Annotated in this window: 21 protein-coding genes; 15 read left to right on the top strand and 6 right to left on the bottom strand. The window is 66.9% G+C overall.

The window, feature by feature from the left end:
* Positions 1 to 50: 50 nt before the first annotated feature.
* Positions 51 to 1,358 (top strand): dicarboxylate/amino acid:cation symporter, encoded by a 1,308-nt coding sequence (locus AWR35_RS02350; RefSeq protein ID WP_058574351.1) that lies wholly within the window; start codon positions 51 to 53, stop codon positions 1,356 to 1,358.
* A gap of 75 nt (positions 1,359 to 1,433) precedes the next feature.
* Here AWR35_RS02350 and AWR35_RS02345 read toward each other — a convergent pair whose 3' ends face one another.
* Both AWR35_RS02345 and AWR35_RS02340 read right to left on the bottom strand, forming a co-directional pair.
* The gene (locus AWR35_RS02345) at positions 1,434 to 2,120 is read right to left on the bottom strand and encodes a DUF4395 domain-containing protein (RefSeq protein WP_058574350.1); all 687 of its coding nucleotides are present in this window, start codon (positions 2,118 to 2,120) and stop codon (positions 1,434 to 1,436) included.
* A gap of 196 nt (positions 2,121 to 2,316) precedes the next feature.
* Complete coding sequence (locus tag AWR35_RS02340; RefSeq protein WP_058574349.1) at positions 2,317 to 3,108, bottom strand: enoyl-ACP reductase; 792 nt, start codon at positions 3,106 to 3,108, stop codon at positions 2,317 to 2,319.
* Between the two features lie 110 nt (positions 3,109 to 3,218).
* Between AWR35_RS02340 and AWR35_RS02335 the strand changes: the two genes are divergently transcribed.
* From AWR35_RS02335 to AWR35_RS02285, 11 genes are all read left to right on the top strand, one after another.
* On the top strand, positions 3,219 to 5,177 hold the full coding sequence (locus tag AWR35_RS02335; protein ID WP_082663853.1) for an extracellular solute-binding protein: 1,959 nt from the start codon (positions 3,219 to 3,221) through the stop codon (positions 5,175 to 5,177).
* Entirely contained in the window at positions 5,174 to 5,800 is a 627-nt protein-coding gene (locus tag AWR35_RS02330; protein WP_058574348.1) for a hypothetical protein, read from the top strand. The genes AWR35_RS02335 and AWR35_RS02330 overlap by 4 nt, the downstream gene beginning before the upstream one ends.
* Positions 5,801 to 6,859, top strand: a complete 1,059-nt coding sequence (yejB, locus tag AWR35_RS02325) for a microcin C ABC transporter permease YejB (protein ID WP_058574347.1) — start codon at positions 5,801 to 5,803, stop codon at positions 6,857 to 6,859.
* A 10-nt stretch (positions 6,860 to 6,869) separates the two neighbouring features.
* On the top strand, positions 6,870 to 7,943 hold the full coding sequence (locus AWR35_RS02320) for an ABC transporter permease (RefSeq protein ID WP_058574346.1): 1,074 nt from the start codon (positions 6,870 to 6,872) through the stop codon (positions 7,941 to 7,943).
* Positions 7,944 to 8,093: 150 nt separating this feature from the next.
* On the top strand, positions 8,094 to 8,480 hold the full coding sequence (locus tag AWR35_RS02315; protein WP_058574345.1) for a LysR family transcriptional regulator: 387 nt from the start codon (positions 8,094 to 8,096) through the stop codon (positions 8,478 to 8,480).
* On the top strand, positions 8,477 to 9,313 hold the full coding sequence (locus tag AWR35_RS02310) for a ferritin-like domain-containing protein (RefSeq protein ID WP_066185030.1): 837 nt from the start codon (positions 8,477 to 8,479) through the stop codon (positions 9,311 to 9,313). The genes AWR35_RS02315 and AWR35_RS02310 overlap by 4 nt, the downstream gene beginning before the upstream one ends.
* Positions 9,310 to 12,837: a DNA polymerase III subunit alpha gene (dnaE, locus tag AWR35_RS02305; protein ID WP_058574344.1), complete on the top strand. Its 3,528-nt coding sequence runs from the start codon at positions 9,310 to 9,312 to the stop codon at positions 12,835 to 12,837. Before AWR35_RS02310 ends, dnaE begins: the two co-directional genes overlap by 4 nt.
* A 662-nt stretch (positions 12,838 to 13,499) precedes the next feature.
* A complete protein-coding gene (locus tag AWR35_RS02300) occupies positions 13,500 to 15,338 on the top strand; it encodes a long-chain fatty acid--CoA ligase (RefSeq protein WP_058574343.1) in 1,839 nt (612 codons plus the stop codon).
* 117 nt (positions 15,339 to 15,455) lie between these two features.
* Entirely contained in the window at positions 15,456 to 16,802 is a 1,347-nt protein-coding gene (locus AWR35_RS02295; RefSeq protein ID WP_058574342.1) for an outer membrane protein transport protein, read from the top strand.
* Positions 16,803 to 16,928: 126 nt separating this feature from the next.
* Entirely contained in the window at positions 16,929 to 17,165 is a 237-nt protein-coding gene (locus AWR35_RS02290; RefSeq protein WP_058574341.1) for a DUF465 domain-containing protein, read from the top strand.
* Positions 17,166 to 17,272: 107 nt separating this feature from the next.
* Positions 17,273 to 17,674, top strand: a complete 402-nt coding sequence (locus AWR35_RS02285; protein ID WP_058574340.1) for a hypothetical protein — start codon at positions 17,273 to 17,275, stop codon at positions 17,672 to 17,674.
* Between the two features lie 23 nt (positions 17,675 to 17,697).
* Here the strand turns inward: AWR35_RS02285 and purN are convergent, their stop codons facing one another.
* Both purN and purM read right to left on the bottom strand, forming a co-directional pair.
* A complete protein-coding gene (purN, locus tag AWR35_RS02280) occupies positions 17,698 to 18,375 on the bottom strand; it encodes a phosphoribosylglycinamide formyltransferase (protein ID WP_058574339.1) in 678 nt (225 codons plus the stop codon).
* A complete protein-coding gene (gene purM, locus AWR35_RS02275; protein ID WP_058574338.1) occupies positions 18,375 to 19,412 on the bottom strand; it encodes a phosphoribosylformylglycinamidine cyclo-ligase in 1,038 nt (345 codons plus the stop codon). Before purM ends, purN begins: the two co-directional genes overlap by 1 nt.
* Before the next feature lie 113 nt (positions 19,413 to 19,525).
* On the opposite strand from purM, the gene AWR35_RS02270 reads away from it, so the two are divergent.
* Positions 19,526 to 19,852, top strand: a complete 327-nt coding sequence (locus AWR35_RS02270; protein ID WP_066185029.1) for a DUF2007 domain-containing protein — start codon at positions 19,526 to 19,528, stop codon at positions 19,850 to 19,852.
* A gap of 132 nt (positions 19,853 to 19,984) precedes the next feature.
* A complete protein-coding gene (locus AWR35_RS02265) occupies positions 19,985 to 20,329 on the top strand; it encodes a high-potential iron-sulfur protein (RefSeq protein WP_058574337.1) in 345 nt (114 codons plus the stop codon).
* A gap of 103 nt (positions 20,330 to 20,432) precedes the next feature.
* Here the strand turns inward: AWR35_RS02265 and AWR35_RS02260 are convergent, their stop codons facing one another.
* Entirely contained in the window at positions 20,433 to 22,145 is a 1,713-nt protein-coding gene (locus tag AWR35_RS02260) for a glutamine--tRNA ligase/YqeY domain fusion protein (protein ID WP_058574336.1), read from the bottom strand.
* A 103-nt stretch (positions 22,146 to 22,248) separates the two neighbouring features.
* Complete coding sequence (locus AWR35_RS02255; protein ID WP_058574335.1) at positions 22,249 to 22,830, bottom strand: nitroreductase; 582 nt, start codon at positions 22,828 to 22,830, stop codon at positions 22,249 to 22,251.
* A gap of 157 nt (positions 22,831 to 22,987) precedes the next feature.
* On the opposite strand from AWR35_RS02255, the gene infA reads away from it, so the two are divergent.
* Positions 22,988 to 23,206, top strand: coding sequence for a translation initiation factor IF-1 (infA, locus tag AWR35_RS02250; protein ID WP_058574334.1), 219 nt, complete (start codon positions 22,988 to 22,990; stop codon positions 23,204 to 23,206).
* Positions 23,207 to 23,373 lie beyond the last annotated feature (167 nt).

The raw sequence follows: 23,373 nt of genomic DNA, 5'->3' as shown, positions 1-23,373 counted from the left end.
ACCGCCGAGTTGACCCGCCACCGGTGTGGCGGACCAGACGGAGTTGAGCCATGGCCTTGCACTGGCAGATCGTGACCGCCCTGATCGCCGCCTTCGTCATGGGGGCGCTGTTCGGCACCGAGGCGGCCGGCATTCCCCTGGGCAGCATCTACGCCTTCGTCGGCGGCCTGTTCCTCGATGCGCTCAAGATGCTGATCGTGCCGCTGATCGTGGCCTCGATCATTTCAGGGGTGGCCAGCATCGGCAGTGCCGGCGGGGTGGGCGCACTGGCCGGACGTACGGCGATCTACTACCTGTTCTCCACCACGCTCGCCGTGACCACGGCGCTGCTGGTGATGAATACGCTTCTGCCGGGCATGGCCGACGGTCAGCCGCTCGCCGAGACGGTTGCCCTACCGCCGATCGGTGACGAGGTCAGCGGTCGGCTGGAGGGCAAGGAGCTCTCGGAGTTCTTCAATATCCTGCGCGACATGGTGCCGGCGAACATCGTTGCCGCCGGTGCCGAGGCGCAGATGCTCGGCCTGATCTTCTTCGCGATCCTGTTCGGCATCGCGTTGACCCGCGTGACCTCGCCCAAGCAGCAGGTGGTCAAGGACTTCTGGGCCGGCGTGCAGGACGTGATGATCCAGATCACCCACTGGGTAATGAAGGTCGCGCCGATCGGGGTGTTCGCGCTGGTCGCCGGCGTGATCGCCGAGAGCGGCCTGTCGGTCCTGCTGCCGATGCTGGACTTCTTCATGGCGGTGGTGATCGGTCTGGCGATCCACGCGGTGGTGGTCCTGCCACTGGTGATCTGGCTGGTGGCGCGCCGCTCGCCGATCCGCTTCGTCCAGGCGATCTGGCCGGCCTTGCTGGTGGCCTTCTCCACCAGTTCCTCGGCGGGCACGCTGCCGGTCACGCTCAATGCGCTCACGCAACGGGCCAAGGTCTCCCGGGAGACCTCCTCGTTCGTCCTGCCGCTGGGGGCGACCATCAACATGGACGGCACGGCACTGTACGAATGCGCGGCGGTGCTGTTCATTGCGCAGGCCTACGGCGTGGACCTGTCGCTGTCGATGCAGGTGCTGATCGTGGTGCTTGCACTGGTGACCTCGATCGGCGTGGCCGCCGTCCCCTCGGCGAGTCTCGTGGCCATCGCCCTGATCCTCGGGGTGCTCGGCCTGCCGCTCGAGGCGATGGGGCTCTTGCTGGTGGTCGACCGGCTGCTCGACATGCTGCGTACCTCGGTCAACGTCTACAGCGATGCCACCGGCGCGGTGGTGGTCGCCCGCCTGCGCGGCGAGGAGCGCGTACTGATGGATACCCGTCCGGACGAGATCGAGGCGGGCGAGCCGGTCGCGGTCGACGAGCGGCGCTGATAGACGCCGGCCGACAGGCCGGTCACCACGAAAAAAGCCCGCCATTCGGCGGGCTTTCTGCTTTCCGGGGCCTCGTCAGTAGGAGAGGCTGTCCAGATCGATGTCCTCGAAGTTCTGGTCGGTCACCTCGATGTTGTTCTGGATGTTCCAGAGGTTGTACTCGGGGATGGCCCACAGCAGGGCGAGAAAGCCCACGACCAGCAGCACCTGCCACCATTTCACCCGCTGGATCGGCTCGATCTGCTTGATCCGGCAGGCCCCGCCCGGGCAGAGCTGCGCCTTCTGGCCGGTGAGCAGGTTGTAGGTCACGCAGCCGAGGCAGATGCCGAAGGCCGCCTCGAAGGCGAGGAAGAACAGGCAGGCCGAACAGCCGATCAGGTTCATCAGGCCCGTGTTCGCCTCGATGAATACCACCCAGATCATGAAGGCGGCGATCACCAGGCCGATGCCCCAGGCGACCCGCTTCTGCGGTGCGCCCACGTACTCGACCTCCTGATTGCGCGTGATCAGGCGCGCCATGATCATGAACGGGGCGAATTGCGGATTGACCAGCACGCGAATCCCGAACTCCACCGCGAAGGCGAGAATCAGCAGGCGCTCCCACATGAAGTTGCCCGCGAGAAAGCCCTGGGCGAAGGCGAAGCCGGCGAACAGGGCCAGCAGCCCGGCCGCCGCCCGTGCCTCGCGCTCGTTGATCACCCGAACCGGGTAATCGCCGACCACCTCGCCGAAGTGAAAGATCTTGCGGATACCGGTGTCCATAACGTCCTGTTTCCTCCAGTACTTAATGAATATCTGATATTCCCTGTCAGGAATGTTGGGGGCGGCCCGAGGCCTTTTCCAATCAAAGTTTTCTCGCCTGGGACCCCGGTTTTTATCGCAAGCGCACGCGTTTTGCGTCCCCGGAAACGAAAAAGGGCGCCCGAGGGCGCCCCTGTTCCGCTTGCGGCGACAAGCATCAGTCTTCGCAGCGGCCCATGCCGGTGATGAAGTAGCCCGAATCGACGTGCACATTCTCGCCGGTCACGCCCGAGGCCAGGTCCGAGCAGAGGAAGGCGGCCGTGTTGCCGACCTGCTCGATGGTGACGTTGCGACGCAGCGGCGCGTTGGTGGCGACGTAGTCGAGGAAGCCCTTGAAGTCGCCGATGCCCGAGGCGGCCAGCGTCTTGATCGGGCCGGCGGAGATGGCGTTGACGCGAATGCCGCGCTCGCCGAGGCGCGAGCCGGCCAGGTAGCGTACGGTGGCCTCCAGCGAGGCCTTGGCCACGCCCATGACGTTGTAGTTCTTCATCACGCGCTCGGCGCCGAGGTAGCTCAAAGTCAGCAGCGCGCCCTCGTCGCGCATGTACTTCTCGCCGGCCTTGGCCAGCGCGGCGAGCGAGTAGGCGGAGACGTCGTGCGCCTGGGCGAAGGCCTCGCGGGACATGCCGTCGAGGAAGTCGCCGTCGAGGGCCTCGCGCGGGGCGAAGGCCATCGCGTGGATGACGATGTCGACGCCTTCCGGCCAGTGCTCGGCCAGTGCCGGGAACAGGTTGTCGACCTGCTCGTCATCGGTGGCGTCCAGCGGCAGGTAGATGGAGGAACCCAGGTCCTTGGTGGCCTTCTCGACCTTCGGCTTGAAGCGCTCGTTGAGGTAGGTGAAGGCCAGTTCGGCGCCTTCGCGGTGCATGGCCTCGGCAATGCCGTAGGCGATCGAGCGGTTGTTGGCGATGCCGGTGATCAGGGCACGCTTGCCGGATAGGAATCCCATGGGTCTCTCCTTGTGTTCGAAAGGGTGGCGACGGCCGCACCGGGCCGACGGCGAAAACCGCCGGACGATGCTTGGTCTGCGTTCGATTTTCACCGTATTGTATTCGCCTGATGACCAACAAGCATCCCACAACGCCGCATTGCCCCTCGGTCACCGACGAGACGGCCGACCCGCCGCGGGGCGTGAACCTGCTCTCGCCCGACCGGCGCCTGTTCCTGCGCCGCCTGGCCGGTCTCGGCGGCATCGCCGCGCTGGGTGCCTGGCCGGGGCTGTCGCGGGCGGCGGGCTTTGCCGAGGCACTGGGTTACGACCCCGGCTACCCGGCGGACCTGTCGCACTTCGAGTACGTCAATCCGCGCGCGCCGCGCGAGGGCTCGCTGACCCTGTCGGTGTTCGGCACCTTCGATTCGCTCAATCCCTTCGTCCTCAAGGGGCTGGCGGCGACCGGCACCAACAGCCTGCTGTTCGACACCCTGGTGGTGCGGGCCTGGGACGAGCCGTTCTCGGTCTACGGTCTGCTGGCCGACCGGCTGGAGCTGGCCGAGGACGGCCTGTCGGCCACCTTCCGCGTCAATGCCGACGCCCGCTTCGCCAACGGCCGGCCGGTGACCGCGCACGACGTGGTCTTCAGCTTCGAGACCCTGGTAGGGGAGTCGGCCCACCCGCGCTATCGCTACTACTGGGCGGATGTTGCCGGTGCCGAGGCAGTCGATGCCCGCCACGTACGCTTCGACTTCCGCCGGGTGAACCCCGAGCTGCACATGATCATCGGCGAGCTGCCGGTGTTCTCCCGCGATCAGCTCGCCGAGGTGGATTTCGCCGAGTACTCGCGCACCCCGCTGCCGGGCAGTGGCCCCTACGAGATCGAGGCGATCAATTTCGGTCGCGACATCCGCTATCGTCGCCGTGACGACTACTGGGCACGGGATCTCGGTGTGGCCCAGGGCGTGCACAACTTCCGCACGCTCGGCTTCAAATACTACAAGGACGAGACCGTCGCGCTCGAGGCGTTCAAGGCCGGCGAGTTCGACGTTTTCCACGAGACCAATTCCAAGCGCTGGGCGCGGGCCTATGAGGGCAAGCCGTTCGCCGAGGGGCGGATTCGCCGCCGCGAGATTCCGCATCACAACAACGCCGGCATGCAGGGCTTCGCCATCAACACCCGCCGGCCGCTGTTCGCCGACCGCCGCGTGCGCCGCGCGCTCAACCTCGCCTTCGACTTCCACTGGTCGAACGTGCACCTGTTCTACGGCCAGTACAGCCGTTGCGACAGCTACTTCTCCAACAGCGAGATGGCGGCCACCGGCGTGCCGCAGGGGCGCGAGCGCGAACTGCTCGAGCCGTTCCGCGACCAGCTGCCGCCGGCGCTGTTCCGCGAGCCGCACGTGGTACCGTTCGCCCCCGACCCCGAGGCCCAGCGCGCCAACCTGGTCGAGGCGCAGCAGTTGCTGGCCGAGGCTGGCTGGGACGTGGTCGACGGCTGGCTGCGCGATGCGCGCGGCGAGCCGTTCCGCTTCGAGATCATGCTCGCCCAGCGCGGTTTCGAGCGCATCGTCGCCCCGTTCGCCTACAATCTGCGCCGGCTGGGCATCGACGTGTCCTACCGCACCATCGACGTGGCGCTCTACCAGCGGCGCATGAACGCCTTCGACTTCGACATGACCGTGATTTCCTACGGTCAGTCGCAGTCGCCCGGCAACGAACTGCGCGAATTCTTCGGCAGCGCCTCGGCCGGCCGCGAGGGCTCGCGCAACTACTGCGGCATCGAGCACCCGGCCGTCGACGCGATGATCGACGAGGTGATCTACGCCGAGGACCGCGAGGCGCTGGTGACTGCCTGCCGGGCACTCGACCGCGTGCTGATGTGGAACGAGTACCTGATTCCCAACTGGTACATCGGCGCCCACCGCATGGCGTGGTGGAACCGTTTCGGTTATCACGACGACCCGCTGCCGCGCTATTTCAGCGCCGCCGAGTGGGTGATGAGCAGCTGGTGGGAGACCCACGCCGAGGCGCAGCCCGGCCCGGTGGTCAACGATGTCAGTCACCTCGACGGAGGAAAGGCATGATGCGCATCTTCAACGGGCTCCCGGTCACCGGTCCGGCCCTCCTGGCCGGACTGGCCCTCCTTCTGGCCGGTTGTGCCGGCCCTCGCTATGCGACCGAAGTGCGCTATGTCCCGCCGGCCACCGAGGCGGGGCAGGCCTGTCTCAAGGGCTGTCACACGGACATGCAGGCCTGCCAGGCCGACTGCCAGTCGCGCCGCCAGTCCTGCATCGCCAATATCGAGCCCAGGGTCGATGCCGCCTTCGACCAGGCCCTGCGTCAGTGCGAGGCCGAGCGCCGTGTCTACATGCGCGAGCGCCAGTACTACCAGCTCGACCGCACCCTGAGCTTCGGCTTCTATCGCCATCCGTTCTATTACGGCTACCCGGATCCGTTCTGGTACACCGACCGCTACTTCGACGACCCGCCGGTGCCGCCGGAAGCGCCCAGTCGCGCCGCGATTCGCGAGCAGGTGATCGACCAGGAATGCAGTTTCGAGTGCGGCTGTCAGCCCGCCTTCGACCAGTGCTACGTCGGTTGCGGCGGCCAGGTCGATCGCCGGGTGGTCTGCATCGAGAACTGCGAGGGCGAGGCCCCGGTCTCGCGTATCCCGGCCAGGCCGGCAAGCACGCAGGGAGGCGACTAGATGGGGGCGTATATCGCCAAGCGCCTGGCGCTGATGATTCCGACGCTGTTCGGCATCCTGCTGATCTCGTTTGCCGTGATCCAGTTCGTGCCCGGCGGGCCGGTCGAGCAGCTGATGATGCAGCTGAAAGGCGGCACCCAGGGCGCAGCGGCCGAGTCCGGCGGTCAGTTCACCGGCGGGCTCTACCGTGGCGAGCAGGGCTTGGGCGAGGAGCAGATCGAGCAGTTCCGCGAGTTCTACGGCTTCGACCAGCCGGCCTGGCAGCGTTTCGGCGACATGCTCGGCAACTATCTCACCTTCGATCTGGGCGAGTCGTACTTCTACCAGCGATCGGTGGGCGAGCTGATCGTCGAGAAGCTGCCGGTCTCGATCAGCCTCGGGGTGTGGACCTTCCTGCTCACCTATCTGGTGTCCATCCCGCTGGGGGTGGCCAAGGCGGTGCGCGACGGCACCAAGTTCGACTCGATCACCTCGACGGTGATACTGGTCGGTTACGCCATCCCCGGCTTCGTGCTGGGCCTGGTGCTGCTGGTGCTGTTCGGCGGCGGCAGCTTCGTGCAGTGGTTCCCGCTGCGCGGGCTGACCTCGGACAACTTCGAGCAGCTCTCCTTGATGGGAAAGATCCTCGACTACCTCTGGCACCTGGTGCTGCCGATCACCGCGATGGTGGTGGGCAACTTCGCCGTGATGACCATGCTGACCAAGAACAGCTTCCTCGAGGAGATCCGCAAGCAGTACGTCCTGACCGCCCGGGCCAAGGGGCTGGCCGAGCGCACGGTGCTCTACCGCCACGTCTTCCGCAACGCGCTGATCCCGATCGTCACCGGCTTCCCCGCGGCGTTCATCGGCGCGTTCTTCACCGGCAGTCTGCTGATCGAGACCATCTTCTCGCTCGACGGGCTGGGACTGTTGTCCTACAACGCGGTGCTGCAGCGTGACTACCCGGTGGTGCTCGGCACGCTGTACGTCTTCAGCCTGATCGGCCTGTTCGGCAAGCTGCTTTCCGACCTGGTCTATGTCTGGGTCGATCCGCGTATCCACTTCGAAGCCGTGCGATAGGAGTCTGTTGATGTCGATCGTGGATGCCGGCGCCGAATCCGCCGTCGCCAAGGGCAGCGGCGCCGAGAGCCAGATCTCGACGGCGGCGCGGGCCTGGAAGCGCTTCCGTCGCCACCGCCGTGGCTGGATCAGCCTGTGGGTGTTTCTCGCGCTGTTTATCCTCAGTCTCGGCGCGGAGCTGATCGCCAACGACCGGCCGCTGCTGGTCCAGTATCAGGGCGAGCTGCTGTTCCCGCTGTGGAACGACTACCCCGAGACCCGTTTCGGCGGCGACTTCGCCACCTCGGCGGACTACACCGACCCGCACGTGATCGAGCTGATCAAGCAGAACGGCTGGGCGCTGCGCGCGCCGATCCCGTTCTCCTTCGACACGATCGACTACTACAACGAGGAGCCCAATCCGGCCGCGCCCAACAGCCGGCACCTGCTGGGCACCGACGATCGCGGCCGCGACGTCGCCGCCCGCCTGATCTACGGCTTTCGCATCTCGGTGCTGTTCGCGCTCGCCCTGACGGTGATCGGCACGGCCATCGGCGTGCTCGCCGGTGCCGTGCAGGGCTATCTAGGCGGCAAGACCGATCTCGTCTTCCAGCGGTTCATCGAGGTCTGGTCGGCGCTGCCGGAGCTGTACCTGCTGATCATCTTCGCCTCGATCTTCGAGCCGTCGATCGGCCTGCTGCTCGCCCTGCTGGCCCTGTTCGGCTGGATGGGGCTGTCCGACTACGTCCGCGCCGAGTTCCTCAAGGGGCGCAACCTCGACTACGTTCGGGCTGCCCGCGCGCTGGGCGTCTCCGGTCCGCGTCTGATGTTCCGCCACCTGATGCCCAACGCGATGACGCCGGTGATCACCTTCCTGCCGTTTCGCATCTCGGGCGCCGTGCTGGCGCTGACCAGTCTCGACTTCCTCGGCCTGGGCGTGCCGCCGAGCACGCCATCGCTGGGCGAGCTGCTGTCGCAGGGCAAGGCGAACATCGATGCCTGGTGGCTGTCGGTCTCCACCTTCTTCGTCCTGGTCGGCACGCTGGTGCTGCTGATCTTCGTCGGCGAGGCCACCCGCGACGCGCTTGATACCCGGCGCGGCTGATCGGGCCCGCGGCGGCGAGAGTGGTCGTCCCGGATTCGTCATCGGAATCGGCGAAATCCCTGCCGTCTTCCTTGCCACCCGGCCGACCCGCTCGGGTATCATGTCGCGCAGAGAACGCCTTCCATACGCCCCGTCACGGATCGATCGCGCATGCCCAAGAAATCCCGCCAGAATCGACTTCCCGGCCAGGCCTACGCACCGGGGATTCACGCCCGGCTGTGGCTGATCGACGAGGCCGGCGAGCACTATCTGGGCGTGGGCAAGGTGCGGCTGATGGAGGCGATCGACGAGCTCGGTTCGATCAGCCACGCCGCCCGCACGCTGGGCATGAGCTACAAGCGCGCCTGGTCGCTGATCCAGGAGGTCAACCAGCTCGAGGACGAGCCCTACGTGGCGAAAGAGGTCGGCGGTGCCGGTGGCGGTCATGCCACGGTCACCGATGCCGGCCGTGCGGCGATCGCCCGCTACCGCGAGCTCGAGGACGACCTGCGCGACTTCCTCGCCCAGCGTGCCGCCAAGCGGGGAGGGCAGGCATGACCGAGACGCTCCGCGAGCGCGCCGGCCGAGCCCTGCGCGACAACGACCCGGCGACCAAGGCGGACGCCGTGCGCGCCCTCTATGACGAGGCGATGGTCATGCCGGACGCCGAGGTGCCGCTGCCGCCGACCTCGATCGAGCCGGTGCCCGACCCGGGCCGCCCCGAGCGCCCGGAACTGGTCGCCCCGCGCGACGTCCCCAAGCGCGGTCCGGCCACCCCCGAGGGCCGTGCCTCGATGGCGCATTCCTTCGCGCACATCGAATTCAACGCCATGAACATCGGCCTGGATGCCTGCTACCGCTTCGATGCCATGCCGGCGGACTTCTACCGCGACTGGCTGTCGGTGGCGCGTGACGAGGCCAAGCACTTCGAGTTGCTGAATGCCTACCTGCGCGAACGCGGCTACGAGTACGGTTCGTTCCCGGCGCACGCGAGCCTGTGGGAGACCGTCCACGGCACCGAGCACGACGTGCTGGTGCGCATGGCACTGATCCCGCGCGTGCTCGAGGCCCGCGGGCTGGATGTCACCCCCGGCATCCAGCGCAAGCTCGCCCAGTACGACGACCAGCCGCTGATCGAGATTCTGGATGTCATCTACACCGAGGAGATCCAGCACGTCCACATCGGCACGCGCTGGTTCCGCTATGCCTGCGAGCAGCGTGGCGTTGACCCGCGCACCACCTTCCGCGAGCTGTTGCAGCAGTACATGGCCGGGCGCATCCGCGGTCCCTACGACGAGTTCGGTCGCAAGGCCGCCGGTTTCACCGACGGCGAGATGCAGGACCTGAAGGACATGGAAGCCGAGACGCTCGCCATGCTGGAGGGCAAATGAGCTTCGTCCACCTCCACGTGCACAGCGAGTACTCGCTGATCGACGGCACCCTGCGCGTCAAGGACGCCGTCAAGCAGGCGAAGGAACGCGGCATGCCCGCCATCGCCCTGACCGACCAGGGCAACCTGTTCGCGATGGTGAAGTTCTACAAGGCGGCACTCGGCGCCGGTATCAAGCCGATCTTCGGTGCGGACTGCCTCGTCTACGAGAACGCCCAGACCCCGCCGTCGCGCGTGGTGCTGCTCGCCCAGAACGACACCGGCTTCCTGCATCTCACCGAACTGCTCTCGCAGGCCTACTGCGAGGGCCAGCACGACGACAAGCCGTGCCTGAACCGCGACTGGCTCACCGCGGAGAAGACCGACGGCCTGATCGCGCTGATCGGGGTGGACAGCGATCTCGGTCGCGGCCTGGTTCACGGGCTCGACCACGTCGTCGACGAGGCGCTCGCCTTCTGGACGCAGCGCTTCCCCGACCGGCTGTATCTCGAGCTCACGCGCACCAACCGCGTCAACGAGGGCGCGTTCATCGAGTCGGCGGTGGATCTCGCCATCGCGAAGGATCTGCCGGTCGTTGCCAGCAATGACGTGCGCTTCCTCGACCAGAGCGACTTCGATGCCCACGAGGTGCGCGTCTGCATCAACCAGGGCCGCACCCTCGAGGACCCGCGTCGCCCGCGCGACTACTCAGACCGGCAGTACCTGCGCACCGCCACCGAGATGCGCGAGCTGTTTGCCGACATCCCCGAGGCGATCGACAACAGCCTCGCCATCGCCGAGCGCTGCAACGTCACCCTCAAGCTGGGCGAGAACTTCCTGCCCAACTTCCCGACCCCGGAGGGGCAGACCGAGTCCGATTACCTGCGCGAGCTCTCCGCGCGCGGGTTGGAGCAGCGCCTCGAGCGGGTGCCGGAAGAAGACCACCAGACCTACCGCGAGCGCCTGGAGCGCGAGCTGGACGTCATCATCCAGATGGGCTTCCCCGGCTACTTCCTGATCGTCGCGGACTTCATCCAGTGGGCCAAGCGCCAGGACATCCCGGTCGGGCCGGGGCGGGGCTCGGGCGCCGGCTCGATCGTCGCCTGGGCGCTCTTGATCACCGACATCGACCCGATGGCCTACGACCTGCTGTTCGAGCGGTTCCTCAACCCCGAGCGGGTCTCGATGCCCGACTTCGATATCGACTTCTGCATGGAAGGCCGCGACCGGGTGATCGACTACGTCGCCGAGCAGTACGGCCGCGATGCGGTCTCGCAGATCGCCACCCACGGCACCATGGCCGCCAAGGCGGTGGTGCGCGACGTCGGCCGGGTGCTGGGCTACCCCTACGGCTTCGTCGACCGCATCGCCAAGCTGATCCCCTTCAAGCCGGGCATGGACGTCTCGCTCGACGATGCCCTCGGGCGCACCGAGAAGAGCCAGAAGGAGCCGGAGCGCTATTCGGCCGACCTCAAGGACTTCTACGACCGCGACGAGGAAGTCCAGGCCATCATCGACATGGGCCGCGCCCTGCAGGGCCTGCCGCGCTCGGTGGGCAAGCACGCCGGTGGCGTGCTGATCGCGCCCTCCAAGCTCACCGATTTCACGCCGATGTTCTGCGAGGCCAACCACGCCTCGCCGGCCTCCCAGCTCGACAAGGACGACGTCGAGGCCGTGGGCCTGGTCAAGTTCGACTTCCTCGGCCTGCGCAACCTCACCATCATCGACTGGGCGCTGAAGGCCATCAACGCCACCCGCGAGAAGGCGGGCGAAAAGCCGATCGACATCTCGGCCATCCCGATGGACGATCCCAAGAGCTTCGAGCTGTTGAAGCGCTGCGAGACCACCGCGGTATTCCAGCTCGAGTCCAAGGGCATGAAGGGCCTGATCAAGAAGCTCCAGCCGGACAACTTCGAGGAAATCATCGCCCTGGTGGCCCTGTTCCGTCCGGGCCCGCTCGATTCGGGCATGGTCGACGACTTCATCCTGCGAAAGAAGGGCGAGCAGCAGGTCGAGTACCTCCACCCGTGGCTCGAGGACGTGCTCAAGCCCACCTACGGGGTGATCGTCTACCAGGAGCAGGTCATGCAGATCGCGCAGATCCTGGCCGGCTACACCCTGGGCGGCGCGGATCTGCTGCGCCGGGCGATGGGCAAGAAGAAGGTCGAGGAGATGGCCAAGCAGCGCCAGATCTTCCTCGACGGCGCCAAGGAGAAGGGCGTCGACGTCGACGAGGCCGGCTACATCTTCGATCTGGTCGAGAAGTTCGCCGGCTACGGCTTCAACAAGTCGCACTCGGCCGCCTACGCGCTGGTCGCCTACCAGACCGCCTGGCTCAAGGCCCACTACCCGGCGTACTTCATGGCCGCCGTGCTCTCTGCGGACATGGACAACACCGACAAGGTGGTCGGCCTGATCGAGGAATGCCGGCGCATGGAGCTCGACGTGGTGCCGCCGTCGGTGCAGCGCTGCGCCTACCGCTTCACCGCCGGCGGCGAGCGCGAGATCGTCTACGGCCTCGGCGCGATCCGCGGGGTGGGCGAGGGCGTCATCCAGCGCATCGTCGAGGAGCGCGCCGAGAACGGACCGTTCCGCGACATGAACGACTTCTGCCAGCGCGTCGGCGCCGGCACGCTCAACAAGCGCGTGCTCGAGGCGATGGTCTGCGCCGGGGCGCTGGACGAACTCGGCCCGTCACGTGCCGCGCTGCACGCCCACATCCCCGAGGCGATGAAGGCAGCCAGCCAGGTCGCCACCGCCGCCGAGGCCGGCATGAGCGACCTGTTCGGCGGCATGGACGAGCCGGAGACGGCGGTGGCCAGCCCGATCAAGGCCATCCCCGAGTGGTCCGACGACGAGCGCCTGCGCCTCGAGAAGAACATGCTCGGTCTGTACCTCACCGGTCACCCGATCAACCAGTACCTCGACGAGCTGACGCGCTTCATCACCGGGCGGCTGGACACGCTCACCGACAAGGCCGAGTCCGCCGCGGCAGCCGCCGGTGGCGGCTTCGTCCGCGGCACGCCCGCCGTGGTGGCCGGTCTGTGCGTCGCCGAGCGCACCATGCGCACCCAGACGGGCGACAAGCAGCTGTTCATCACCCTCGACGACGGCCGCGGCCGCGGCGAGATGCGGCTGGTGGGCGATGACATCGAGGTGCTGGCCGACCGCGTCGGCCGCGACCAGCTGGTGATCGTCGAGGGCGATGTCTCCTTCGATTCCTTCAACGGCAACCTGCGCATCCGGCACAAGCGGCTCTACACCCTAGGCGAGGCGCGGGCGCGCTTTGCCCAATGCGTCACCGTGGCGCTGACCCCCGATTGCGGCATCGAGGCGACCGAGCGGTTGCTGGATATCGTCGAGCCGTTCCGCGAGGCGGAGGGGTTGCCGGTGATTGTCGAGGTGCAGAGTGAGCTCGGAAGGGGGGCGTTCCGGCTTTCCGACGAGTGGCGGGTGGCGCCGGAGGCTACGTTGATGGAGCGGTTGGAGGAATTGGATACCGTGACCAGAGCGGTGGCGTATTACCCTGGGCGAAACGGTCATTAACCCACTTAGTCGCCATGGACGGCGCTTCGCCTAATGATTCGGTGGCCGGTTTCGCACGCTAGGTACTCATGCCGGCTTCTCCTAACGCTATGCCAAGCGCGCGAGCCCCTTTTCTTGCTTGTCCAAGAAAAGGGGCGAAAAGAAGGACACCCCGACGCCTTTGGCCCTTCGGGCTTGATCGCTGCCGCGATCAGCCTCGCGACCGGGGAAGCGCGGACGGGTCGGTTCGACGCGACGTCGTGTCGCGGCGAACCTCTGGCCGGCGTCCATGCCGGCCAGACCCTGCGTTTCCCCGCTCGCGAGGCAAGGCGTATGGGGGCTCTCCCCTTCGCTACCGATTGGTTTAAGCGTTCGGGCTTCCCGGATGCCGTCCGCTCCAGTGGAAAAATGGCTTGAGGCGCGTTACTGCACGGCGATTAACGAAGGTTTATCCCCTTGCTGCTTGCCTCACGGCAGACGGTTCGTGCCACATAACGCAAACGGCGTGCGAAACCTCCTTCCACGCCAGATCACTACATGGTTACCGAGTCTTCGGTTGCCTGATAAATGGCCTTGCAACAGGCTGTTACGCCTTGATGCCCCATAAAACTCTATGCCGTTACCTCGCGTAACACCGCTGCTACACTCCGGCGAGTCACAGGAATGTTAGCCGGAGGAAATTGATGTCCTCGCCCAACCCGACCCACGCCAGTAATTCGGCGGATCACCGCGTCACGCCTGCGCAGGCCGTCAACCTGAGCGGGCTTTTTTTCGAGCGCGTCGCGCGCACGCCGGATGCGATTGCCTATCGCCAGTACGATCCCGGCTGCCAGGACTGGATCGACACCACCTGGGGCGACATGGCCCACGAGGTCGGGCGCATCCAGGCGGCGATGGTCCGCGACGGGTTGGAGAGCGGCGATCGCGTCGCGATCATGCTGAAGAACGCCCGCGAATGGGTGCTGTTCGATCAGGCCGCGCTGGGGCTTGGGCTGGTGACCGTGCCGCTGTACACGGACGACCGGCCGCAGAACGTGGCGAACATCATCAAGGAGACCGGGGCCAAGCTGCTGGTGGTCGACGGTCGGCGCCAGTGGCGCGGGCTGGAGGCGGTTGCCGACCACTTCGAGACGCTCAAGCGCATCATCACGCTCGCGCCGATCGATGCCGAGGACGGCGCCAAGGACAAGCACCTGGAGTCGTTCGCCGACTGGACCTTCGGTGCGCGCGGCGAGCCGGTGCGCCTGGAGGCTGACGGCCAGACGCTCGCCTCGATCGTCTACACCTCGGGCACGGCCGGGCGGGCCAAGGGCGTGATGCTCACGCACAGCAACATGCTGGAAAACGCCTTCGCCTGCTCGAAGGTCGCCTCGATTACCGGCGACGACCTGTTTCTCTCCTTCCTGCCGCTGTCGCATACCCTCGAGCGCACCGGCGGCTACTACCTGCCCATGATCTGCGGCTCGACGGTCGCCTTTGCCCGCTCGGCGCAGCAGCTGGGCGAGGACCTCGGCATCATCAAGCCGACCTTGCTGATCTCGGTGCCGCGCGTCTACGAGCGGGTCTACGACCGCATCGGTTCGGCGCTGAAGAAGAAGGGCGCCTTCGCGCAGAAGCTGTTCCGCCTGACCGTCGAGGTGGGCAGCGCCCGCTTCGAGCGCCGGCAGGGGCGCGGCGGCAGCGGGGCCAAGGCGTCGCTGTGGCCGCTGGTCGACCGGATGGTGGCGGGCAAGCTGCGCGAGCGGCTCGGCGGGCGGCTGCGCTACGCCATTTGCGGCGGCGCGCCGCTGTCGCCGGAGCTCGCACGGGTGTTCACCGGCATCGGCGTGCCCGTGTTGCAGGGCTACGGTCTGACCGAGGCGAGCCCGGTGGTATCGGTCAACCGTCCGGGCGACAACCGCCCGGAGACCATCGGCACGCCGCTCGAAGGGGTGCAGGTGCGCCTCGGCGAACAGAACGAGCTGATGGTCAAGAGCGCCGGGGTGATGCAGGGCTACTGGAAGAACGAGGAGGCCACCGCCGCGGCCCTCGACGAGAACGGCTGGCTGCATACCGGCGACCAGGCGGCGATCGACGAGGACGGCCACATCCGCATCACCGGCCGGCTCAAGGACATCATCGTCATGGCCAACGGCGAGAAGGTGCCGCCGGCGGCAATGGAGTCGGCCATCGGCCTCGACCCGCTGGTCGACCAGGTGCTGGTGCTCGGCGAAGGGCATCACCAGCTCGCCGCCCTGGTGGTGGTCGAGCCGGATACGTTCGCCGGCCTGCTCGACGAGTTCGACATGGACCCCGAGGACGACGAGACGCTGACCGACCGCTTCGTCGAGAAGCTGGTCCTCAAGCGCATCAACGCCCGCCTGTCGGACTTTCCCGGCTACGCCCAGATCCGTCGGATAAGGATCCTCACCCAGCCGTGGACCATCGAGGACGGCCTGATGACCCCGACGCAGAAGCTCAAGCGGCCGCTGATCGAGAAGCAGCACGCCGAGGACATCGAGGCGCTGTTCGCCTCGCGCTAGCTCCCGTTCCCCCGACTACCTACCGATCGCGGGCCTCCCGTGGGCCTGCGACGGCCGACGCGCGCATAAATCCGAAGAAGAACACGAAAAACGAGAGGAGTAAGAGTCGTGAAACGCATGCAGAGAACCACCCTGGCGACCGCCGTCTCGCTGTCGACTGCCCTGATGGCCGGCCAGGCCCAGGCCGCCGGCTTCGCGCTGATGGAGAAGGAAGCCACCGGCCTTGGCCAGGCCTTCGCCAACCTCGCCAGCGGCAACGGCGAGTCCAGCGGCCTGGTCGGCAACCCGGCCGCGATGACGCAGATCGACGGCACCGCCGCCTCCGGCGGCGTGAACTACATCATGCCGTCGTTCGAACTGCAGCCGGGTGCGACCTCGAGCAGTGCCTTCGGCAGCGTCGCCGGGGGGCTGGGGGGCGATGCCGGCGATCCGGCCGCCATTCCGAATGCCTCGATCGTCCATCAGCTCGACGAGAAGACCCGCGTCGGCGTCGCCCTGACCGTGCCCTTCGGGCTGGCCACCGAGTACGACGAGGGCTGGTTGGGCCGCTACCACGGCATCGACAGCCACATCGAGGTGATCGACATCAGCCCGTCGTTCAGTCTCGATATCACGCCTGAGTGGACCGTGGGTGCATCGTTCAACGTCCAGCGGGCCGAGGCCGAGCTGACGTCCGCGATCGACGGCGGGGCGGTCTGCTACGCGGCCGAGATGCAGGGCACGCTGCCGGCCGGCACCTGCTTGGCTTCGGGTCTGGCGCCCGGTCAGGTGGTCAGTGACGGGCAGCAGGTCGAGATCGAGGGTGACGACTGGTCGGTCGGTTACACCCTCGGTGTGTTGTGGCAGCCGACCGAGGCCACCCGCGTGGGTCTCGCGTACCACTCGGGCATCGAGCACGAGCTGACCGGCGAGGCCGACTACACGATGCCGGCGCCGCTGAACGCCTTTCCGAACTTTGCCGACGGCTGGGCCCGCGCAGAGCTCGAGCTGCCGGCGACCGCCGCCGCCAGTGTGACGCACGAGTTCAGCGACACCTTGAGCGGCTCGCTCGGTCTGTTGTGGACCGGCTGGTCGAGCTTCGACGAGCTGCGTGTCGAGCAGAGCTTCGGTCGCGAAGCGGTCACCACCGAGAACTGGGACGACACCCTGCGCGTCGCCGTGGGTGGCGAGTGGCAGTTCGCGCCGCGCTGGACGCTGCGTGCCGGTGCCGCCTACGACCCGACGCCGGTACCGAGCCCGGAATTTCGCACGGCACGCCTGCCGGATGCCGATCGCACCTGGGCCTCTCTGGGTCTGGGCTACGAGATCAGCAAGCAGTGGTCGGTGGATGTCGGTTACACCCACATCTGGATGGATGACAGCCGCATCGACAACACCACCGAGTCGGCGATCCCGAACAACCTGACCGGCCAGTACGAGGGCAAGGTCGACATTCTCGGGGTGCAGCTCAACGCGCACTTCTGATCCGGGCGGGCAGGCGGATTTCCGAGCGATTTGCTCGGGGGACGCCTGTCGGCGTCGGCGCTATGATCTAGGCTGGTATCGGCCGGATGTCCCGGCCCGTCTTTCATCCGCAAACAGAGGTGACCGATGCAGGTAGACCATCACGATCTGGCGCACGAGTTCCCGGAGTTCAAGGAGCGCATTCACGAGCTCAAGACCGAGGATTCCCACTTCCACAAGCAGTTCGAGCGTTACGACGAGCTGACCAAGGAAATCGAGGTGCTCGAGAAGCAGGACGAGCCGGTCACCGACGAGCACATGGAAGAGCTCAAGAAGCAGCGCCTGGCGCTGAAGGACGAGCTCTACGCGATGCTCAAGGGCTGATCGGCCGGATCGATGACCCTTCGAAGGGCCCGCCTGGTTCAGGCGGGCCCTTTTCTTTTGCCGATACAACGGCCATCTTGATCTTGCAGCGTTGGGGGAGGGCGGCCATGAGGATCTTCAAGGCGGGTACGGCGTATTTCCTGTGGGTGTTCGCGACGGGGTTCGTCCTCGGCGTGGTGCGCGAGCTGTGGCTGGCCCCGCAGCTGGGGGCACGGGCCGCGGAGCTTGCCGAGATGCCGGTGATGCTGCTGGTGGTCGTGCTGGCAGCGCGCTGGACGACACGACGGTTTGCTCTGCCGCCAACGCCCGCCGTGTGGCTGGGAGCGGGCGGGTTTGCCGTGGGCTGGTTGCTGTTGGCCGAGATCGCCCTGGTGCTAGGTCTGCGCGGGATGAGCCTGGCGGACTACCTGGCCGGTCGTGATCCCGTTGCGGGTGCGGCCTACGCGATCAGCCTGCTGCTGATGGCGGCCATGCCGTGGTTGCTGGGTCGCTGGGCCGGGCGGCGGTAGCCGCGTGGCTTAGAGGCTGTTGCTCAGGGGCTGGGCGGGACGATCAGGGCGCCGGAGGCGTCGACCACCGCCGGGCTGGTCTGGGCGGCGGCCCGGTCGAAGTCGATCTGGCCCTTGACCAGCCAGTCGATGGCGAGCGGGTAGATGCGGTGCTCGATGCCGTGGATGCGCTGCTTGAGCGCGGCGACATCGTCGTTGTCGAAGATTTCGAGCCGTCCCTGCACGATCGGCGGGCCGTCGTCGACGGTCGGGGTGACGAAATGCACCGTCGCGCCGTGCTGACGGTCGCCGGCCTCCAGCGCCCGGGCATGCGTGTCCAGGCCGGGGTACTTGGGCAGAAGCGAGGGATGGATATTGATCAGCCGGCCCAGAAAACGCTCGACGAAGGCATCGGTGAGGATGCGCATGAAGCCGGCCATGATGATCCAGTCGGGCCTTGCCTCGTCGAGTGCCTCGGCGAGTGCCGCATCGAAGCTATCGCGGTCGGCGTAGGCCTTGTGGTCGATCAGCCGGGTGGGGATGCCGTGATCGGCGGCGCGCTCCAGCGCATAGGCGCCGGGGCGATTGACGACCAGCAGCACGATCTCGGCGTCCAGCCGGCCGCTCTCGCAGGCATCGATGATCGCCTGGAAATTCGAGCCGTTGCCGGAGGCCAGGACGGCCAGCCTGGCCTTCTCTCTGGCTTTGCCTGCGGCTGCCATTAGCGGTAGGTGACGGCGTCGCCGTTACCCCGCTCGACGATCTCGCCGATCACCCAGGCCTTCTCGCCGGCCGCCTGCATGGCCGAGACGGCCTTGTCGGCCTGCTCGGCGGCGACGATCACCACCATGCCCACGCCGTTGTTGAAGGTGCGGCGCATCTCCGCAATCTGGACATTGCCCTGCTCGGCGAGCCAGTCGAACACCACCGGACGCTCCCAGCTCGACCAGTCGATGCTCGCGGCCAGCTCGTCGGGGAAGACGCGCGGCAGGTTCTCGGTCAGCCCGCCGCCGGTGATGTGGCTCATCGCGTGGATGTCGACCTGCTCGGCCAGTGCGGCCACGGCACGCGCGTAGATGCGGGTCGGGGCGAGCAGCTGGTCGAGCAGCTGCTGACCCTCGGCGGTGTTCCAGTCCGGCTGGGCGCGCTCGATGATCTTGCGGATCAGCGAGTAGCCGTTGGCGTGCGGGCCGGAGGCGGGCAGGGCGACCAGCTTGTCGCCGGCGGCCACCTTCGAGCCGTCGATCAGCTGGTCCTTCTCGACCGCGCCGACGGCGAAGCCGGCCAGGTCGTAGTCACCGTGCTCGTACATCGACGGCATCTCGGCGGTCTCGCCGCCGATCAGTGCACAGCCGGCCTGCGAGCAGCCCTCGGCAATACCCTCGACCACCTGCGCGGCCACGTCGACCTCGAGCTTGCCGGTGGCGTAGTAGTCGAGGAAGAACAGCGGCTCGGCGCCGGTGACCAGGATGTCGTTGACGCACATGGCGACCAGATCGATGCCGATCTGGTCATGCCTGTTCAGGTCGATCGCCAGGCGCAGCTTGGTGCCCACGCCGTCGGTGCCCGAGACCAGCACCGGCTGCTTGAATTTCGATGTGTCGAGCGCGAACAGGCCGCCGAAACCGCCCAGGCCGCCCATGACCTCGGGGCGCTGGGTGCGCTTGACCGCGGGCTTGATGCGGTCGACCAGGCTGTTGCCGGCATCGATGTCGACGCCCGCGTCGCGGTAGGTCAGGGGGGTGTTTTCCTGGGTCATGGCGGTAGGCTGAATGCTTGGAATGGAATGGCGCGTAGTCTACATCAATCTCGGCGTCTGGCGCCTCCCCGGGCGGCGCGGAGCCGGCGGCAATTTCATCGAACGGAGCGGACATGAAGATCATCTACCGGGCGGCCGACATCCTCGAGGCGCACATCGTCGCCGGCATGCTCAATGCCGAGGGTATCGAGGCCGAGGTCGCCGGTTTCTATCAGCAGGGGGCGGTGGGCGAACTCGCCCCGCAGGACTTCGCCCGGGTGATGCTGGTCGACGAGCGCGACACGGAGCGTGCCGAGCGCGTGATCGCGGCCTATGAGTCGCGCGAGCCCGAACCGGGATCGGAGCAGGAGGATCGGGAGCAGAACTCATCCGGCCGGCTCGCCGGCTGGCTGCTGGTCGCAGCGTTGCTGCTCATGCTGCTGAGCTGGGGGATCCTGTGAGGAAAACGCGAACCATCTGGCGAATGATAACCGTTGCTAAATGAACAAGTTAGCGTTTTCTAACGTGTTTCCCTTCACCGAAAAAGGGCGCTACAGTCGAGTGGCAACCACCAAGGCAGGGGAGAAAACAACGTGACGGACAAGCAATCCCGAGATACCCAGCAACTCACCAACCGTTCCCGGCGTCGCTTCGTCGGCGGCGCGCTGGCCTCCGCGGTCATTCCGCTGATGGCCATTGCGCCGGCCCGAGCCCAGGACCTGGTCGAGCTCTCGGAGGACGATCCGATGGCCAAGTCGCTCGACTACAAGCACGAGGCCGGCGACGTCGAACACGCGTCGTACCAGGCGGGGCAGACCTGCGCCAACTGCGCGCTCTACAAGCCCGACCAGGCCGGCGACGGCTGGGGCGGGTGCGCGATCTTCCGCGGCAAGGCCGTCAAGGGCACCGGCTGGTGCAGTTCCTACGTGAAGGGGTGAGTCCAGCGGGGCCGGTCGTCTGATCCGGCCGACCCGACGAAAAAAGCCGGCCCGGGGAGAACCGGGCCGGCTTTTTTTGTGTCGCGCGTATCGGTGGGGCGGTCTACTTCGCTTTGCCCCAGGAGTCGCGCAGGGTCACGGCGCGGTTGAACACCGGCCGGCCCGGGGCGTGGTCCTTCTGGTCAGCAACGAAGTAGCCGTGGCGCTCGAACTGGTAGATCGATTCCGGCTCGGCATTCGCTGCCCCCGGCTCGAGGTAGGCGGTCAGGGTGTGGATCGAGTCCGGGTTGAGGTCGTCGAGGAAGTCGCGCTCGACCTCTGGATCGTCGCCCTCGCGGCGCGCGCCGGGGGCGGGTTCCTTGAACAGCCGGTCGTACTGGCGAACGGTGGTCTCGAGCGCGTCGCGTGCCGAGAGCCAGTGCAGGTTGCCCTTGACCTTGCGCGCGTCGGCGCCCGGCGTGCCGGACTTGGTGTCCGGGTCGTACTCGGCGTAGACGCAGGTGACGTTGCCGTCCTCGTCCACGTCGTGGCCGACGTGCTTGATGATGAAGCCGTAACGCAGGCGCACCTCGGAATCCGGCTTGAGGCGGAAGTACTTCTTGGGCGGGTCGAGGGCGAAGTCGCCGCGCTCGATCCACAGCTCGCGGGTGAGCGTCACCTCGCGCTTGCCCCAGTCCGGCTTCTGCGGATGGTTGGGCGCGTAGCAGATCTCCTCGTGATCCTCGGGGAAGTTGACCAGCACGAGCTTGAGCGGGTCGAGCACGCAGATGCGGCGCTCGGCCGACTCGTTGAGCGTCTCGCGCATGCAGTCCTCGAGCACGCCGAAGTCGATCAGGCTGTCGGACTTGGAGACGCCGATGCGGTCGGTGAACAGCTTGAAGCCCGCCGGGGTGAAGCCGCGCCGGCGCGCGCCCTTGAGCGTCGGCATGCGCGGATCGTCCCAGCCGTCGACATGGCCGCCGTCGACCAGCTGGATCAGTTTGCGCTTGGACAGCGGCATGTAGGTGAGGTTGAGCCGCGAGAACTCGATCTGTTGCGGCAGCGGGCGCTCGAAGAAGCCGAGATCCGCGAGCTTGTCGACGAACCAGTCGTACAGCGGGCGGTGATCCTCGAACTCGAGCGTGCACAGCGAGTGGGTGACCCCCTCGATGGCATCCGACACGCAGTGGGCGTAGTCGTACATCGGGTAGATCGGCCAGTCGTCGCCGGTGCGGTGGTGGTGCGCGTGGCGGATGCGGTAGATGGCCGGGTCGCGCATGTTGAGGTTCGGCGAGGCCATGTCGATCTTCGCCCGCAGGATGTGCTCGCCGTCACCGAACTCGCCGTTGCGCATGCGGGTGAACAGGTCGACGTTCTCCTCGATGCTGCGCGTGCGGTAGGGGCTGTCGGTGCCCGGCTCCTTGAGGGTGCCGCGGTTGGCGCGCATTTCCTCGGCCGACTGCGAGTCGACGTAGGCCAGCCCGGCCTTCACCAGCGCCAGCGCGCCCTGGTAGAGGGTCTCGAAGTAGTCGGAGGCGAAGTGCTCGTGCGCCGGGTCACGGAAGCCCAGCCACTCGATGTCCTCTCGGATCGCGTCGACGTAGGCCTGCTCTTCCTTGACCGGGTTGGTGTCGTCGAAGCGCAGGTGGCAGATGCCCTCGTAGTCCTGCGCCAGGCCGAAGTTGAGGAAGATGCTCTTGGCATGGCCGAAGTGCAGGAACCCGTTGGGCTCCGGCGGGAAGCGGGTGGTCACCTTGCCACCGTAGGTGCCCTTCTCCTGGTCGGCGTCGATGCGGTTGCGGATGAAGTGGCTGATCGGCTCGTTGGATTCGGACATGCTTGCTCGATTGGCCTCGACTGGCTCGGGTGGATGGGGACGAAGCGGGCATTGTACGAAAAATCGCGCCGTACGCCGCGGGCTCGGCGCGAATGGGCCCGGTTCAGCCGGACCAGCGGTCGATCACGGCCTCCCGGCGCGGCTTGCCGCGGGTCGGGGCGCCCTCCTTGATGCTGCCGACATTGATCATGCCGATCAGGCGTTCGTCGTCGGCCAGCCCCAGCCCGCGCATGACGTTGCGGTCGTAGACGCGCAGGCCGGTCAGCCAGATCGCGCCGAAGCCGGCGGCCTGGGCGGCGAGCAGCAGCTGCTGCGTCGCGGCGCCGGCGGCGAGCAGCTGCTCGATTTCGGGGATCTTGGGGTGTCCCGGTTCCTCGCGGGCGATCGCGGCGATGATCATCGGCGCTCGATGAGCACGCACACGCTCGCGTTCCAGCGTGGCCTCGCTCGCCGCCGGGTCCTTCTTCTGCATCGCGTCGACGAACAGGTCGCCGAGCCGTTCGAGTGCCGCCCCCTCGATCACCAGGAATCGCCACGGATGCAGTCCGCCATGGTCCGGGGCGCTCTCGGCCGCCTGCAGGATGCGCTGCAGGGTGGCGTCCTCCGGTGCCGGTTCGACCAGGCAGGTCGCCGGGGTGGAATGGCGGTCGATCAGGGCGTCGATCAGGTCGGGGGCTTGATTCATTGCGTTCCGTTCATATGTTTTGGTCAATCGATTATCGGCCGATATCGCGCCATGGCAGGCACCCTTGTCCGTCGGATGGACGGAATCGAGCGCTTTTCTTGGCGCAGGCGCGGTTTTCGTCGATAATCACGCACCATTTCAACCCGCTAGAGGATTTATGGCAAAAGAAGATTACATCGAGATGCAGGGCGTGGTGATCGACACCCTGCCGAACACCATGTTCCGGGTCGAGCTGGAAAACGGCCACGTGGTGACTGCCCACATCTCCGGGCGCATGCGCAAGAACTACATCCGCATCCTGACCGGCGACAAGGTCACGGTGCAGCTGACCCCCTACGACCTGACCAAGGGTCGCATCTCCTTCCGCTCCCGCTGATCCCGAGGCGGCCGCTCTGCCGAGCCGCCCACCGCCGATCCCGTCGGACGATCCCCCGGCCGCGCCCAGCGCGAGCCTGGCAGGCGCGGTTGTGCGCGGTGGGTATGTCCCACTTGCCGGCACGTCGCCTGCCGCAATGAAAAACGGCGCCCCGAGAGGGCGCCGTT

The organism is Guyparkeria sp. WRN-7 (genome assembly GCF_001641825.1).
In the GTDB taxonomy this organism is placed as follows: Bacteria; Pseudomonadota; Gammaproteobacteria; order Halothiobacillales; family Halothiobacillaceae; genus Guyparkeria.
This window is presented reverse-complemented; position numbering and strand designations above follow the sequence as displayed.

Bases quoted from the DNA above. Each gene is read 5' to 3' on its own strand.
- AWR35_RS02350 (WP_058574351.1), top strand. From the start codon at position 51: ATGGCCTTGCACTGGCAGATCGTGACCGCCCTGATCGCCGCCTTCGTC.
- AWR35_RS02345 (WP_058574350.1), bottom strand. From the start codon at position 2,120: ATGGACACCGGTATCCGCAAGATCTTTCACTTCGGCGAGGTGGTCGGC.
- AWR35_RS02340 (WP_058574349.1), bottom strand. From the start codon at position 3,108: ATGGGATTCCTATCCGGCAAGCGTGCCCTGATCACCGGCATCGCCAAC.
- AWR35_RS02335 (WP_082663853.1), top strand. From the start codon at position 3,219: ATGACCAACAAGCATCCCACAACGCCGCATTGCCCCTCGGTCACCGAC.
- AWR35_RS02330 (WP_058574348.1), top strand. From the start codon at position 5,174: ATGATGCGCATCTTCAACGGGCTCCCGGTCACCGGTCCGGCCCTCCTG.
- yejB (WP_058574347.1), top strand. From the start codon at position 5,801: ATGGGGGCGTATATCGCCAAGCGCCTGGCGCTGATGATTCCGACGCTG.
- AWR35_RS02320 (WP_058574346.1), top strand. From the start codon at position 6,870: ATGTCGATCGTGGATGCCGGCGCCGAATCCGCCGTCGCCAAGGGCAGC.
- AWR35_RS02315 (WP_058574345.1), top strand. From the start codon at position 8,094: ATGCCCAAGAAATCCCGCCAGAATCGACTTCCCGGCCAGGCCTACGCA.
- AWR35_RS02310 (WP_066185030.1), top strand. From the start codon at position 8,477: ATGACCGAGACGCTCCGCGAGCGCGCCGGCCGAGCCCTGCGCGACAAC.
- dnaE (WP_058574344.1), top strand. From the start codon at position 9,310: ATGAGCTTCGTCCACCTCCACGTGCACAGCGAGTACTCGCTGATCGAC.
- AWR35_RS02300 (WP_058574343.1), top strand. From the start codon at position 13,500: ATGTCCTCGCCCAACCCGACCCACGCCAGTAATTCGGCGGATCACCGC.
- AWR35_RS02295 (WP_058574342.1), top strand. From the start codon at position 15,456: ATGCAGAGAACCACCCTGGCGACCGCCGTCTCGCTGTCGACTGCCCTG.
- AWR35_RS02290 (WP_058574341.1), top strand. From the start codon at position 16,929: ATGCAGGTAGACCATCACGATCTGGCGCACGAGTTCCCGGAGTTCAAG.
- AWR35_RS02285 (WP_058574340.1), top strand. From the start codon at position 17,273: ATGAGGATCTTCAAGGCGGGTACGGCGTATTTCCTGTGGGTGTTCGCG.
- purN (WP_058574339.1), bottom strand. From the start codon at position 18,375: ATGGCAGCCGCAGGCAAAGCCAGAGAGAAGGCCAGGCTGGCCGTCCTG.
- purM (WP_058574338.1), bottom strand. From the start codon at position 19,412: ATGACCCAGGAAAACACCCCCCTGACCTACCGCGACGCGGGCGTCGAC.
- AWR35_RS02270 (WP_066185029.1), top strand. From the start codon at position 19,526: ATGAAGATCATCTACCGGGCGGCCGACATCCTCGAGGCGCACATCGTC.
- AWR35_RS02260 (WP_058574336.1), bottom strand. From the start codon at position 22,145: ATGTCCGAATCCAACGAGCCGATCAGCCACTTCATCCGCAACCGCATC.
- AWR35_RS02255 (WP_058574335.1), bottom strand. From the start codon at position 22,830: ATGAATCAAGCCCCCGACCTGATCGACGCCCTGATCGACCGCCATTCC.
- infA (WP_058574334.1), top strand. From the start codon at position 22,988: ATGGCAAAAGAAGATTACATCGAGATGCAGGGCGTGGTGATCGACACC.